General features: G+C 57.6%; 12 protein-coding genes, 1 tRNA gene and 2 pseudogenes. 12 read left to right on the top strand and 3 right to left on the bottom strand.

The features are described 5' to 3' along the window. Positions 1–31: 31 nt before the first annotated feature. The 8 genes and pseudogenes from ACYZT0_RS24170 to ACYZT0_RS24135 all read left to right on the top strand — a co-directional run bounded on the left by ACYZT0_RS24170 (position 32) and on the right by ACYZT0_RS24135 (position 9,266). Positions 32–2,944: an aminotransferase gene (locus tag ACYZT0_RS24170; RefSeq protein ID WP_462043315.1), complete on the top strand. Its 2,913-nt coding sequence runs from the start codon at positions 32–34 to the stop codon at positions 2,942–2,944. 316 nt (positions 2,945–3,260) lie between these two features. After that, the gene (gene aguB / locus ACYZT0_RS24165) at positions 3,261–4,139 is read left to right on the top strand and encodes an N-carbamoylputrescine amidase (protein ID WP_462043314.1); all 879 of its coding nucleotides are present in this window, start codon (positions 3,261–3,263) and stop codon (positions 4,137–4,139) included. Between the two features lie 5 nt (positions 4,140–4,144). Beyond that, positions 4,145–5,251: an agmatine deiminase gene (gene aguA / locus ACYZT0_RS24160; RefSeq protein ID WP_462043313.1), complete on the top strand. Its 1,107-nt coding sequence runs from the start codon at positions 4,145–4,147 to the stop codon at positions 5,249–5,251. A gap of 245 nt (positions 5,252–5,496) precedes the next feature. Beyond that, a complete protein-coding gene (locus ACYZT0_RS24155) occupies positions 5,497–5,709 on the top strand; it encodes a hypothetical protein (RefSeq protein ID WP_462046631.1) in 213 nt (70 codons plus the stop codon). A gap of 182 nt (positions 5,710–5,891) precedes the next feature. Continuing rightward, the gene (locus tag ACYZT0_RS24150) at positions 5,892–6,563 is read left to right on the top strand and encodes a DsbA family protein (RefSeq protein WP_462043312.1); all 672 of its coding nucleotides are present in this window, start codon (positions 5,892–5,894) and stop codon (positions 6,561–6,563) included. 17 nt (positions 6,564–6,580) lie between these two features. Beyond that, on the top strand, positions 6,581–6,976 hold the full coding sequence (locus ACYZT0_RS24145; RefSeq protein ID WP_462043311.1) for a nuclear transport factor 2 family protein: 396 nt from the start codon (positions 6,581–6,583) through the stop codon (positions 6,974–6,976). Positions 6,977–7,212: 236 nt separating this feature from the next. Next, positions 7,213–7,787 (top strand): annotated as a pseudogene (locus tag ACYZT0_RS24140) (OprD family outer membrane porin). A gap of 144 nt (positions 7,788–7,931) precedes the next feature. Further along, positions 7,932–9,266: pseudogene (locus ACYZT0_RS24135) on the top strand (IS4 family transposase). A 46-nt stretch (positions 9,267–9,312) separates the two neighbouring features. On the opposite strand, the gene ACYZT0_RS24130 reads toward ACYZT0_RS24135, so the two are convergent. After that, positions 9,313–9,606 (bottom strand): DUF3077 domain-containing protein, encoded by a 294-nt coding sequence (locus tag ACYZT0_RS24130; RefSeq protein ID WP_462043310.1) that lies wholly within the window; start codon positions 9,604–9,606, stop codon positions 9,313–9,315. A 324-nt stretch (positions 9,607–9,930) separates the two neighbouring features. On the opposite strand from ACYZT0_RS24130, the gene ACYZT0_RS24125 reads away from it, so the two are divergent. The 4 genes from ACYZT0_RS24125 to ACYZT0_RS24110 all read left to right on the top strand — a co-directional run bounded on the left by ACYZT0_RS24125 (position 9,931) and on the right by ACYZT0_RS24110 (position 11,950). Continuing rightward, positions 9,931–10,119, top strand: a complete 189-nt coding sequence (locus tag ACYZT0_RS24125; protein WP_462043309.1) for a hypothetical protein — start codon at positions 9,931–9,933, stop codon at positions 10,117–10,119. 208 nt (positions 10,120–10,327) lie between these two features. After that, on the top strand, positions 10,328–10,549 hold the full coding sequence (locus ACYZT0_RS24120; protein WP_046045533.1) for a tautomerase family protein: 222 nt from the start codon (positions 10,328–10,330) through the stop codon (positions 10,547–10,549). Continuing rightward, the gene (locus ACYZT0_RS24115; RefSeq protein ID WP_462043308.1) at positions 10,546–11,202 is read left to right on the top strand and encodes a DsbA family oxidoreductase; all 657 of its coding nucleotides are present in this window, start codon (positions 10,546–10,548) and stop codon (positions 11,200–11,202) included. Before ACYZT0_RS24120 ends, ACYZT0_RS24115 begins: the two co-directional genes overlap by 4 nt. Positions 11,203–11,260: 58 nt before the next feature. Further along, a complete protein-coding gene (locus ACYZT0_RS24110) occupies positions 11,261–11,950 on the top strand; it encodes an SDR family NAD(P)-dependent oxidoreductase (protein WP_462046630.1) in 690 nt (229 codons plus the stop codon). Between the two features lie 65 nt (positions 11,951–12,015). Here the strand turns inward: ACYZT0_RS24110 and ACYZT0_RS24105 are convergent. Together ACYZT0_RS24105 and ACYZT0_RS24100 are read right to left on the bottom strand one after the other, a co-directional pair. After that, positions 12,016–12,091 (bottom strand) — tRNA-Thr (locus ACYZT0_RS24105). Between the two features lie 130 nt (positions 12,092–12,221). Further along, positions 12,222–13,463 (bottom strand): nucleoside deaminase, encoded by a 1,242-nt coding sequence (locus ACYZT0_RS24100; RefSeq protein WP_462043307.1) that lies wholly within the window; start codon positions 13,461–13,463, stop codon positions 12,222–12,224. Positions 13,464–13,753: the final 290 nt, after the last annotated feature.

The raw sequence follows: 13,753 nt of genomic DNA, 5'->3' as shown, positions 1-13,753 counted from the left end.
AAGCGCCTAATAAAATTTCAGGGGTCGTTGTATGCCGCTCGCCACGTTGATTCATCGCGCCAGTTTGCCCAGCCCGCAAGTGTCTGCGGAGCAAGCGCTTGAGCTATTGAAGGGGCATTACGGGCTGAGCGGAAGGTTGCAGGCCCTCGGCAGCCAGCAGGATCTTAACTATCGGGTCGACAGCGACCAGGGGCGTTTTGTCCTGAAAATCTGCCGCGGCGACTACTCGGCGCTGGAGCTGCACGCCCAGCACGCCGGGCTCAAGCATTTGGGTGAACACCCCCATGTGCATGTGCCGCGGGTGATTGCGGCCAAAAACGGTGCAGACCTGCTCTCTCTGGAAGTCGGCGGCCAATCGGTGCACGTGCGCCTGCTCGATTACATCGAAGGCCAGTCGCTTACACACCTTGATCATCTGCCCGGTTCCGTGGTGGCGGGATTTGGTCGGCTCTGCGGTGAAATGGATCTCGCCCTGGCCGGTTTCGACCATCCGGGTCTCGAGCGCACCCTTCAATGGGACGCCCGCCACGCCAGCGCGTTGATCGCGCATTTGCTGCCGGTCATCAAGGATGATCAGCAACGCCGGCTGATCGCCGATGCGGCTGAACGGGCCGAGCGCCATTTACAGCCGCTTGTGGATAAGCTGCCGGTGCAGGCGATTCACATGGACATCACCGACGACAACGTGGTGTGGCAGCGAGATTCGCAACGCCAGTGGCAATTGCAGGGTGTGATCGATTTCGGCGATCTGATTCGAACCTGGCGCATCACTGATCTGTCGGTGACGTGCGCGGCGCTGCTGCACCATGCCGATGGCGATCCCTTCTACATTTTTCCGGCGGTGCAGGCCTATCACGCGGTCAATCCGCTCACGCATGAAGAGCTACTGGCGCTCTGGCCGCTGATCGTCGCCCGTGCGGCGGTATTGGTGCTCAGCGGCGAACAGCAGGTCAGCATCGATCCTGGCAACGCGTACAGCCGCGACAACCTCACCCACGAATGGGAGATTTTCCGCGTCGCTACATCGGTGCCGTTAGCGTTGATGGAAGCGGCGATCCTTACCTCGGTCGGCCAGAGTCTGCCGAGCATCGGCAGCGAAGGCTTTGCGCCGCTGTTGCCGAGTCTGGGCGGGCGTGAGTTTGCGTTGATCGATTTGGGCGTGCTCAGTCCGCATTTCGAGGCCGGTAACTGGGCGCAGGAAGGGATCGATCAGCGCCTGCTGACCGAGGCTGCCGCGACTCATGGTCTGGCGGCCAGTCGTTATGGGCAATATCGCTTGTCCCGCACCCGGCCGGACAGCGCCACTGAGCCAGACACTTGCCCGTTGCACGTCGAGTTGCGAGTGCCCCACGGAACGGCGGTCGAGTCGCCGTTTGCCGGGGTGGTCCATCAGCCCGCGACGGGTGTGCTGCAATTGGACGGCCCGCAACTGAGCGTGCGTCTTTGGGGCGTGACGCCGTCGCTGCACACGGGCGCAGCGCTGGTCAAAGGTCAGGTGCTGGGCTCGGTCAATGGTCCGTTGGTGGTGCAGTTGTGCCGAGGCACTTCGTTCAATGCTCCCTTGTTTTGCACACCGTCTCACGCCGCTGCCTGGCAAGCGCTGTGCCCGTCGCCGGCGGCGTTGCTGGGATTGGCTTGTGATGCTGAACCAGAGCTCGATTCCGAGACGCTGCTGGCCCGCCGCGACGCCAGTTTCGCCCGGACCCAGAAACACTATTACGTCGATCCGCCGCGCATCGAGCGTGGCTGGCGCAATCACCTGATCGACATGCAGGGCCGCTCCTACCTCGACATGCTCAACAACGTAGCGGTACTGGGCCATGGTCATCCACGCATGGCAGCGGTGGCCAGTCGTCAGTGGTCGCTACTCAACACCAACTCGCGGTTCAACTACGCGGCGAGTGCCGAGTTTTCCGAACGGTTACTGAAACTGTCGCCTGACTCCATGGACCGGGTGTTTCTGGTCAACAGTGGCAGCGAGGCCAATGACCTGGCAATCCGTCTGGCATGGGCCTACAGCGGCGGTCGCGACATGCTCAGTGTGCTGGAGGCCTATCACGGCTGGACAGTGGGAGCGGACGCGGTCTCGACCTCGATTGCCGACAACCCGAAGGCCTTGAGCAGCCGTCCGGACTGGGTGCATCCGGTCACTGCGCCGAACACCTATCGCGGCGAATTCCGTGGAGCGGGCAGCGCGCCGGACTACGTGCGCAGCGTCGAACACAACCTGGCGAAAATTGCCGGGCAGAAACGTCAGCTGGCCGGTTTCATCTGTGAACCGGTGTACGGCAATGCCGGCGGTATCTCGTTGCCGCCGGGGTATTTGAAGCAGGTTTACGCGTTGGTTCGTGCCCAGGGCGGCGTGTGTATCGCCGACGAAGTGCAGGTCGGCTACGGCCGCATGGGCAAATTTTTCTGGGGTTTTGAAGAGCAAGGCGTGGTGCCGGACGTCATCACCATGGCCAAAGGCATGGGCAACGGTCAGCCGCTGGGCGCGGTGATCACCCGTCGGGAAATCGCCGAAGCGCTGGAGGCCGAGGGCTATTTCTTCTCGTCGGCCGGCGGCAGCCCGGTCAGTTGCCAGATCGGCATGGCGGTGCTGGATGTGATGGAAGAAGAAAAGCTTTGGGAAAATGCTCAGGTCGTGGGCGGGTATTTCAAGGAGCGGCTTGAAGCGCTGATCGATATTCATCCGCTGGTGGGCGCGGTGCATGGTTCCGGCTTCTATCTGGGCGTCGAGTTGATCCGCAATCGCGAAACCCTGGAGCCGGCGACCGAAGAAACCACGGCACTGTGTGATCGGTTGCGCGAGTTGGGGATCTTCATGCAGCCGACCGGCGACTACCTGAACATCCTCAAGATCAAACCACCGATGGTTACCTCGCGTCAGAGCGTGGATTTCTTTGTCGACATGCTCTCCAAAGTACTGGACGAAGGCCTCTAGAGGTTGATCGTTCCCACGCTTTGGTGGGAATGCCTCAATGGACGCTCTGCGTCCGCTCTTGGAACGCGGAGCGTCCCCGGCTGCATTACCACGCGGAGCGTGGGGCCGATCAATAGGAAGAAAGTGAATGCCGATTGTTATCGGGTTTAATTGAGATATTTCCGACATAATGATTAATTATCGCTTTAAAAGCCGATTTATATCGGCTATAAAGTCACCGCAGCCCACGGTGTGACCCACCACGTCCTGTGCTTCCCATTTCTGTCATCGGTCGATGCCACACTCGACCCTCAAGCAATTCCCCCGGAGATGATTCATGAGCCGTATCGTTACCGTCGCCGCCACCCAGATGGCCTGTTCCTGGGACCTCGAAGCCAACATCGAGACCGCTGAGAAGCTGGTCCGTGAGGCCGCGGCGAAAGGCGCGCAGATCATCCTGATCCAGGAACTGTTCGAGGCGCCGTACTTCTGCCAGAAGCCGAACGCGGATTACTTGCAGCTGGCCACGACCGTTGAAGACAACGTCGCCATCAAGCACTTCCAGAAAGTCGCCAAAGAGCTGCAAGTGGTTCTGCCAATCAGCTTCTACGAACTGGCGGGCCGCGCGCGTTTCAACAGCATCGCGATCATCGATGCCGACGGCAGCAACCTCGGGATTTATCGTAAAAGCCACATCCCTGATGGCCCTGGCTACCATGAAAAGTACTACTTCAACCCGGGCGACACCGGCTTCAAAGTCTGGAACACCCGCTACGCGAAAATCGGCGTGGGCATCTGCTGGGACCAGTGGTTCCCGGAATGCGCGCGCAGCATGGCGTTGCAAGGCGCGGAAATCCTGTTCTACCCGACCGCGATCGGCAGCGAGCCACATGACAAGACCATTTCGTCCCGTGATCACTGGCAGCGTGTGCAACAGGGCCATGCCGGCGCCAACCTGATGCCACTGATCGCCAGCAACCGCATCGGCAACGAAGAGCAGGACGGTTACGACATTACGTTCTACGGTTCGTCGTTCATCGCCAACCAGTTCGGCGAGAAGGTTCAGGAACTCAACGAAACTGAAGAAGGCGTACTGGTTCAGAGCTTTGACCTCGACGAGTTGGAGCACATCCGCAGCGCGTGGGGGTCGTTCCGTGACCGTCGGCCGAACCTGTACGGCGCCATCAAAACCCTCGACGGTTCCCTGGAGTCCTGATCGCCATGACCACCTTAAATAGCACGCCTCGCGTCGACGGCTTCTACATGCCAGCCGAGTGGGCGCCGCAAACCCAGACCTGGATGATCTGGCCCGAGCGCCCGGACAACTGGCGCCTGGGTGGCAAACCGGCGCAAGCCGCGCATGTCGCGGTAGCAAAGGCCATCGCCCGTTTCGAACCGGTGACCGTGGCGGTTTCCGCCGGCCAATACGAAAACGCCCGTGCCCGTCTGGGCGATCCGAATATTCGTGTGGTGGAGATGTCCAGCGACGACGCCTGGGTTCGCGACACCGGCCCGACATTCGTCATCAATAACAGCGGCGAAGTCCGTGGTGTGAACTGGGATTTCAACGCCTGGGGCGGTTTTGACGGCGGTCTGTATTCGCCGTGGAATCGCGATTCGCAGGTCGGCGGCAAGATCCTCGAGATCGAGCGCAGCCAACGCTACCGCACCGAGGGCTTCGTGCTCGAAGGCGGTTCGATTCACGTCGATGGCGAGGGCACGCTGATCACCACCGAAGAATGCCTGCTCAACCGCAATCGTAATCCGCACATGAACCGTGCAGAAATCGAAGCGGTGCTCAGCGCGAATCTGGCTGTGGATAAAATCATCTGGCTGCCGGACGGTTTGTTCAACGACGAAACCGACGGTCATGTGGATAACTTCTGCTGTTACGTGCGTCCGGGTGAAGTATTGCTGGCCTGGACCGACGACCCGCAAGACCCGAACTACCCGCGTTGCCAGGCTGCAATGAAGGTGCTGGAAAGCAGCACCGACGCCAAGGGCCGCCCATTCACAGTGCACAAAATGCCGATACCGGGGCCGCTGTATGCGACCGAGGAAGAGTGCGCCGGCGTGGATCCGGTGGACGGTACTCAGGAACGTAATCCGTCCGTTCGTTTGGCGGGTTCCTACGTGAACTTCCTGATCGTTAACGGCGGCATCATCGCGCCGAGCTTCGACGACCCGTTGGATGGCCCGGCAAAAGAGATTTTGCAGAGTCTGTTCCCGCAGCATGAAGTGGTAATGGTGCCGGGCCGTGAACTGTTACTGGGAGGCGGTAACATCCACTGCCTTACCCAACAACAGCCAGCGCCGCACAAGGAGTGAGTGGGGTTGTAACAGCTTGAGTTGATTGCAGAATCGGCCCGGCAACCGTTTTCCCTTTCAGCCATATGGAAAGCCCGCAGCCCTTCAGGACCGCGGGCTTTTTTGTATCCGCTTGTCGACAGTTCCGAAACCTTGGCACAGCTCTTGTATCTCTCAGGGTGTAAAACAGGGAGAGGGAGAACTGCGATGTTCTGTCATAAACCTTGGATAAGTTAGCCGCTCACAAACCAGGAGAGAGCGTGGAAATGAACGCCGAAATGAATGTGGTGGGCGAGCGGGCGTTGCATCCCCTGGCAGTAAACAGCGAATCGCTCCAGGTCCTGGCGCACTGGTTGAAGTCCAATGGAACGCGTCAGATCAGAGAACCTGATCCGCGCCGGATGATGATCGAGCGCTACCCCGCTGGTTTATTCAGCGAAGCGGAGCTGGAAGCGTTGTGGGATGTGATGGAAGGATAAGAAGAAAAACAACGGATTGGTAAAAGCGCTGCCGGGATGGTGGCGCTTTTTTTATGCCTGATTTTGAGGTCATTCGACCGATTCATGAAACAGACTGAAAGCCATTCCAGCGTTTTTTAGAAACGTGTGGAGCTCTAATCTGCCGGCATCTAGTTTTCCTACGCTTTTGCCGGAGTCTTCCCATGATCCTTCACTACATTTACGACCCATTGTGCGGCTGGTGCTACGGCGCGAAACCGCTCGTGCAAGCCGCCCGAGTTGTGTTGCCAGTGATTGCCCACGGCGGCGGCATGATGGCCGGCGCCAACCGCCAGACCGTCTCGCCACAACTGCGCAACTATGTGATACCCCACGATCAGCGTATTGCCGAATACACCGGCCAGCCGTTCGGCGAGGCGTATTTCGAAGGTTTACTGCGCGACGAGACGGCGGTTTTCGATTCCGCACCGCCGATTGCCGCTGTGCTGGCAGCCGAGCAGATCGCCGGCCGCGGACTCGAGTTGCTGGGGTGTTTGCAGAGTGCTCACTATGAGAACGGTCGACGCATTGCCGATGAAGCGGTCCTGTTTGAACTCGCGCAAGACATCGGTTTGGAGCCCCAAGCGTTTCAGGCTGTTTTCAAAGAATCTGAAACCGATCGCCACATCAAAGACAGTCGAGCACTCTTGGCCAGGATCGGCGGTCAGGGCTTCCCGACCTTCGCCCTGGAACACAACGGCCAATTCACCCTGATCGATATCGGCTCGTGGCTTGGCAAGCCGCAAGCCTTTGCGGCATGGCTGAGTCAGTCGCTTCCCGCACAAGCGTCTTCATCGGCGTTTCAAGCCTGTGGCCTTGATGACTGTGCCCACTGAATTAATCGGAGTCACTCATGGATAATCTGAGCCTGATCAAAAGCACCTACGAAGGCACCAACTCTCAGGAAAACGCGCGCAACACCGCTGCCGCGCTGGCCGATGACGCCCGCTGGACCGAAGCCGCGGGTTTCCCGTACGCCGGAACCTACGTCGGTTTCGATGCAGTCGTCGAAAACGTATTCAAGCGACTGGCCACCGAGTGGGACGGTTTTCAGCTGAAAATTGAGGACTACGTCGCACAGGGCGACAAGGTGTTTGCCTACGGCAATTACAGCGGCGTCTACAAAGCTACCGGTCGTTCGATGAATGCCCGCGTCGCCCATTTGTGGACCCTGGCCAATGGCAAGGTCACCCACTTCGAACAGTTTGTGGACAGCCATACCGTGCAACTGGCTATCGTCGACAAGTGATTTCTTAGACGTTTTTCGCCTATTTACAGACGATTCATGTAATTGCAAGGTTAAGGACGCGACTAGGATTCGCCCCAACGCCTGTGGCCACCGCCATGACTCATTAAATAATAAAAAAGCCCGCCACGATTTTTTCGTGAGCGGGCCTTTTTGTTTGGGGTGAAAAAAGAGTGCGATAGCGCCGTTTCAGCCGTTCGACACAGCGCGTATCAACCGGTATTAAGGAAAAGAACAAAATGTTGAACAAGCGAATCAGCCTGATCGCTCTGGGGATGTTGAGCGCTACACAGGCCATGGCTAACGACCAGGCCGAATCCAAGGGTTTTGTTGAAGACAGCAGCCTCAAAGTGCTGCTGCTCAATGCCTACATTAACCGTGATTACAAAGACGGCCGACCGGATAAAGCCGAGTGGGGCCAGGCGGCCATTGGTACGTTCTCGTCCGGTTTCACCGAAGGCACCGTGGGTGTGGGTGTGGGTGTGGACGCTTTCGGTCTGCACCGGCGACGACAACAAAATCTGGAGCCTGGCAGCAACGTTCGCCAGCGGTCCACACTCATTCACCCTCGCTCACCAGCGCAGCACCGGCGACAGCAACCTGGGCTACGCCTACGGCGGCTACCAGAAAGATCAAGGTCGCCGAGCGCGAAATCTTCAACCAGTTCAAGTACGTCGTGCAAAGCGGCCCGGCCAAAGACCTGAGCGTGAAACTGCGCAGCTCGATCCTGCGTGTTTCGCAGAAATCAAGTGAGTACAACGTCAGCGGTAACGAAGTGCGTGTGTTTGTGGATTATCCGATCAACATTTTCTGATGATCGGTTGCGCAATCGAGGCCTGATGCAAGGCTGAGAAAGAAGAAGCCCCGACTGGTTCGGCAATGCTGTTCACTTAAGGATTGTTGACTAATCCTCAGGCAGCAGGAAAATCCGGAATCTGATAAGGATTCCGGATTTTTTATGTCTGTTGCTCAGGATTTAAGCGCTGTTCTGGACTTCGCTGAACAGCCACTCTCACGTCTTGCGGTGTTCACCGATCACATTCCTCAGGATTGGATCACCGCTGCGGCCGCTCTGGCGGACAAAGCGACTATCCGACGTCGACGCCTGCCTTCGGACATGGTCCTTTGGCTGGTAGTGGGGATGGCGCTTTTCAGAGGAGAGCCAATAGTTGAGGTCGCTCGCCGACTCAATATCTGTGCCGACGGCCTTGCCAATGAGGTGCTTTTGGCCAAAAGCGGCCTGTCTCAGGCGCGCCAGCGCCTGGGTAACCAGCCCGTGGCCTGGCTGTTTCAGCAGTGCGCCAATACCTGGGGATACGGAGCGCTACCCGCAAGACGACTGGCACGGCCTTCAGGTTTTTGCCGTCGACGGTGCCTTGTTTCGAACCCCGGAAACGTCATCATTGCGGCATTTTGACTCCGGCAATACCTCCTCCGAGCGTCAAACGCCCTATCCGGTGCTGCGCCTTGTTGCGTTGATGAACGCCCGCTCTCACATTATCGCCAATGCGGCTATCAGCCCTTACCGCAAGGGCGAAATCCCGCTGGCCAAGGACTTCGTCGAGACCATACCCAATCATTCGGTGACACTGCTGGACAAAGGTTTTTTCAGTGCAGACTTGTTGTTGAGCATCCAAAGTACTGAGAGAAACCGGCATTGGATGATCCCGGAGCGCAAAGGTACGGTTCGCACAGAGATTGAACACTACGGCGATGGTGATTACCTGGTACAGATGAAAGTCTCGCCGCAGGCCCGTAAGAAGAACCCACTTTTGCCTGAGTACTGGCAAGTACGGGCCGTCACCTATGAAGTCGAAGGGAAAGAAAGAACCGTCTTTACCTCGCTGCCGGCCTCACACTTCAGCGCCAAACAGATCGCCAGCCTTTATCACGAGCGATGGGAAATAGAGCTGGGCTTCAGGGATATTAAAAGCTCGATGCAAGACAATGCCTTGACCCTGCGCAGCAAGACCGTGGATCTGGTGTATCAAGAGTTGTGGGGACTGTTACTGGCTTACACGTGGTACGTCGGGAAGCCAGCCAGGCGGCGGTTGCTCATAAGCGAGCGCCGAGCGAAGTGAGTTTCAAGTTTGCCTGTCGGCACATCGCCAGCCATCTCGTCGTCATGGCTGGAGCAGTGTCGCCGTCACACATACCAAGACGTCTGGAAGAGCTTCGCGGCAGCATCGGTGTGCTTTTCATAACAAAACGCCCCAGACCGGCGAGGCCCAGGGCGGTGAAGATGTCAAAAACCCGGTATCCGGTTAACCGCAAAGTTGCTCCGCTTAAGTGAACAGCATTGCGATTGATTCGGGGCTTTTTTACGCCTGTGATTTAGATCACGGGATGACGCTTCTGGCTCGGTTGTTACCCGGCGCATCGAGCACCTTCGCCACGTCATCGATGATTGCCTTGCTCATATCCTGCAAAAAATGCGACGCCCAAGCATGCCGATCGGAGTCTCGAATCATGGCGGCGTCTGATGCGAGAAGTTTGGCGACGTGGAGCAGATCGGAGGCGTGGGAGAGGGCCTGGATGACCGGGACGCCAGCGTTGATGCGGAACAGCGGTTGGTTCGCGTGGTAGGAGAAAGGGGTGAGGCCGATGGTTTTCAAGTCTTGGGGGTTGGTCATTGGGCACCTCCGGTTTTTGGGCGGTGGTGGGCGTGACTTAGTGCAGCAATGGCGAAAATTTTGGATGGATTGCGGGCATGCATAGGGCGAACTCCGATTGGTTCCCACATCGAATTCGAGTTCTCAGGCCCGGTCGCTGAATTGGCAGCGACGGTATGAAGGTAGCTTGAGGTAGGTGGACACGCAATCGTGGCTAGGTGGTGGCGTGGGTTAACAGGTTTAGTGATTTTTAGGGCTGGGCAATAATTATTGGCCAGCCATAATTTTTATAATTTGGATAACGCCTGCTGGTAACTTCGTTGCTCGCTGAAGGAGAGATCAGGAATGGATGTTGAACTGCGCCAGTTTCAGAAGGATTTACTTGAGTCGGTACGCGAAATGAATGCGAGCAGCGCCGTTCGAACCTCTGAGGTCCGGCCGCTGCAAATACAGGATTGCGTCGACACTGACGTGTCGTCTTCAGCGACACATCACAAGAACGTGTCGCAGAAACGGGAAAACAGCGACACGTAAAAAAGTGGACTACGGGAGTAGGGATTGAGTCCTACAGATTATTCATCGCCCCGAAAGAGGTCATCAGGGCTATAACTCCGTTATCACCCATTACACCAAGTAACTAATGATGTTCCCGCCCCCACCTTTATCCCCTCCAGCTAACTCCATACATTGAGCTCCAACGCCTACCCATTCATTCCGAAGGGAAGGTCACTGGAGATTCCTCATGCCTTTCGTAAGCGTACGCATCACCCGCGATGGCGTTACCTCTGAGCAGAAAGCTCAGGTGATCGCCGAAATCACTGAAACCCTGGAACGCGTCCTCAACAAGGACCCGCACCTGACCCACATCGTGATCGAAGAAGTCGACACCGATAACTGGGGTTACGCCGGCATCACCACCACCCAGTACCGCAAGCAACTGGCTGAGGCGGAGGGGCAGTCATGACCGCGTCGGTTTCCATCGATTTCATTTCTGACTTGGTGTGCCCGTGGTGCGCTTTGGGCGCGACGGCGCTGGAGCAAGCGATCAAGAACGTGGCCGGTGAAGTCTCGGTGGAGCTGACTTACAAGCCCTTCGAGTTGAACCCGGACATGCCGGCGGTCGGCGAGAAAGCGGTCGAGCATTTGATGCGCAAATATGGACGAACCGCCGAGGACGTCGCCGCCGGTAAAGCGATGCAGATTGCTCGTGGTCAGGCCATTGGCTTCAAGTTCGATCTGGAGAAACGCAGCCACTTCTACAACACCTTTGATGCTCACCGCTTGCTGTTATGGGCGCTGCAGGAAGGACGGCAGATCGAGCTGAAGAAGATCCTGTTGCGCGCTTACTTCAGCGAAGGTCAGAACCCGAGTGACCGGGAGACGCTGGTTCGTTTGGCGGCAGAAGCGGGGCTGGATGCGGCGGGTGCTCAAGAGGTGTTGGCGTCCGGAGCGTTTGCCAGGGAAGTGCGTGAGCTTGAAGAGTTTTACCGCCAGCGTGGCATCAATTCGGTACCGGCCATGATCCTCAACGGTCGTCACCTGGTGTCCGGTTCGCAGTCGGTCGAGTACTACGAACAGTTGTTGAGACAAATGGCGAAGACCCCCGCCGAAGCCTGATTATTTACTTTTTCAAACCATCATTTATTAGGAGAGGTACAGCAATTCGAAAAAAGTCATCGTTATTACTGGCGCCTCCCAAGATCTCGGCGCAGGCATGGTCAAGGCTTTCCGTGATCTGGATTACAAGGTTGTCGCCACTTCGCGTTCGATCAAACCGTCCGCCGACCCGGACATTCTCACCGTGGCGGGCGACATCGGCGACCCTGCGGTCGCTCAGCAAGTCATCCGTGAAGCGATCGCACGTTTTGGTCGTATCGACACCTTGGTCGACAAAGCCGGGATCTTCGTCGCCAAACCGTTCACCGCTTACACCCCCGAAGACTACGCCGCCGTGTTGTCGGTAAACCTGAATGGTTTCTTCTACATCACCCAACTCGCGATCACCGAGATGGAAAAACAAGGCAGCGGCCACGTCGTCAACATCACCACCAGCCTGGTGGACCACGCCATCGACGGTGTGCCGTCGGTACTGGCGTCGTTGACCAAAGGTGGCCTGAATGCGGCGACCAAATCCCTGGCCATCGAATACGCCAAGCGCGGTATTCGGGTGAACGCGGTTTCCCCGGGCATCATCAAGACCCCAATGCACGGCGAAGAAAGCCATGAAGCGCTGGGGAATCTGCACCCGGTCGGGCACATGGGCGAGATCAGCGACATTGCTCAGGCGGTCGTGTATCTGGACAGCGCCAATTTTGTCACTGGCGAGATCCTGCACGTTGATGGTGGTCAGAGCGCGGGTCACTAAGACCTGCTTTTCCAAACTCCAGAAACAACAAAGCCCTCGTATTTCTACGAGGGCTTTGTTTTGTATGGTGCCGGCACCAGGAGTCGAACCCGGGACCTACTGATTACAAGTCAGTTGCTCTACCAACTGAGCTATACCGGCGTGTTAGGGCGACGATTATAGCGATTGGGTTGGTTCTGTAAACCCCTGAATTCAGACTATTTTTGCGCAGGCGTCAGGCCGGCCCCGCGGACGCTTCTGCGGGGCCGGCCTGTGCGATTGCTTTAAAGCATTACACGCCGTTTTTTACCGCGTTGATCAGGTCCTGACTCAACACCTGCGCGGGCGCCACTTGCACGCTTTGCGTGTAGAACGGCGGCAGGTTCTGGGCCAGTGTCGACAACGCTTGCGCGGTGGTATTGCCCGGCAGCAGCACGTATTGGAGGTTGGACGGATAGCTCTGCGGCACGGGGCCTTCCATGGTCGAACCGTACGCGCCGAAGGTCATTACGGCCTGTGGGGTGGTGGGGTCGGGGGCATACAGGAAGACGAAGGTGCCGTACTTTGGATGCGTCAGGTATTGCTCGGCCTGGGCGCGAACCGCTGGGTCGGGGTCGTTCATCAGGGTCCAGCGCATGACCGCGTAGTTGCGTGTGGTTTCCATGAACGCTGTACGAATCGGCGACTGGTTCTCGACGCCTCCCAGGCACACCAGCAGGTTGCCGAACGGGTCGATGAGGGCCACCGAGTTGAACACCGTGCTTTGCTGCGCGGTTTTCAGTAGCGGCGGGGCGAGTTCTGCGCCGGGGTCGCGCGGATTGGCCGATTGCACGGTCAGCGCAAACGGGCTGAGTGCAGTCAGTGCCTGGCGGACTTTGCTGTTGGCCGGGAGGTTTTCCGGGTTTTGCAGTTGATCCGGCGGCAGACCGCTGTTGTTGCTGGCCTCGCGCACGGTGTTGACGCTGGCGGAGAAGATCGAGCTGGTGAGGAAGTAAACCGCCGAGTCGATGGTCTGGCCGCCGAACACCGGGCTGGTCGAACCCTGATAGGCCCGGCTGACAGGCGCCGCAATCGCGTAATAACCCCAGGTGTCCTGCGCCTGTTGGCGGATCTGCGGTGGCAGCGACGGAAAGGTGAACTGACTGTTGTAGTTGATGCCTGCATAGTCATCGATCGCACTGACGGCGACGTTAAATCCTGCAGTCAGCAGCGAACCGGCGCACATGGCGCATGGGTCCAGGGTGGTGACGACGGTCAACTGATTGGGCGGTGGCAAGTTCAATGGCGCGACGTTTTCGTAGTACCAGTCCACCAATTGCCGCTCGCCGTGGGCGGTCGGATCATGAGGTAGAAAGTACGTGGTGCCACTGCCGGGGAAAGGCATCAGCACGTTGTTGTGCAGCGCGGCGATGACCTCGCCCGTTGCGTTGTTGATGATGGCGCCACCCACCGCGAAGGTTTGCTGCAGCGCAGCATCAATGGCTTGGTTGGCGACGGTATCGACGGCTTCTTGTGCACTGTTCAATGTGCTCATGTTTTTCCCAGCTCCTTGCTGTTTGAACGCCAGGCAATTCTGGCGTTTGGAAAAGATAGTTGAGGTTTCGCAGGTCGTTTATGTTGTTTTGGCTGAACGCTTATGCACAACGGGGTCTGTACCGCACCTGCTTAGAGGCAAATTTGTGGAGCCGTTCTCATTTGATCGCAAATGCCTGTTTTTCCGCTTTTTTTACAGGTGTACGAAAATTGAACAGTAGTGTTTCAGCCTCGAAACAGCCGTATATATTGGATCCACGATAATTTCATCAACAGAGTTATCCACAGGCT

It is taken from the genome of Pseudomonas sp. ZS1P83, from assembly GCF_054897825.1.
Note: the sequence above shows the minus strand (reverse complement) of the source record. Positions and strands in the feature narration are given on the sequence as shown.

Coding starts and splice junctions, on each gene's coding strand:
- ACYZT0_RS24170 (WP_462043315.1), top strand. CDS start 32: ATGCCGCTCGCCACGTTGATTCATCGCGCCAGTTTGCCCAGCCCGCAA.
- aguB (WP_462043314.1), top strand. CDS start 3,261: ATGAGCCGTATCGTTACCGTCGCCGCCACCCAGATGGCCTGTTCCTGG.
- aguA (WP_462043313.1), top strand. CDS start 4,145: ATGACCACCTTAAATAGCACGCCTCGCGTCGACGGCTTCTACATGCCA.
- ACYZT0_RS24155 (WP_462046631.1), top strand. CDS start 5,497: ATGAACGCCGAAATGAATGTGGTGGGCGAGCGGGCGTTGCATCCCCTG.
- ACYZT0_RS24150 (WP_462043312.1), top strand. CDS start 5,892: ATGATCCTTCACTACATTTACGACCCATTGTGCGGCTGGTGCTACGGC.
- ACYZT0_RS24145 (WP_462043311.1), top strand. CDS start 6,581: ATGGATAATCTGAGCCTGATCAAAAGCACCTACGAAGGCACCAACTCT.
- ACYZT0_RS24130 (WP_462043310.1), bottom strand. CDS start 9,606: ATGACCAACCCCCAAGACTTGAAAACCATCGGCCTCACCCCTTTCTCC.
- ACYZT0_RS24125 (WP_462043309.1), top strand. CDS start 9,931: ATGGATGTTGAACTGCGCCAGTTTCAGAAGGATTTACTTGAGTCGGTA.
- ACYZT0_RS24120 (WP_046045533.1), top strand. CDS start 10,328: ATGCCTTTCGTAAGCGTACGCATCACCCGCGATGGCGTTACCTCTGAG.
- ACYZT0_RS24115 (WP_462043308.1), top strand. CDS start 10,546: ATGACCGCGTCGGTTTCCATCGATTTCATTTCTGACTTGGTGTGCCCG.
- ACYZT0_RS24100 (WP_462043307.1), bottom strand. CDS start 13,463: ATGAGCACATTGAACAGTGCACAAGAAGCCGTCGATACCGTCGCCAAC.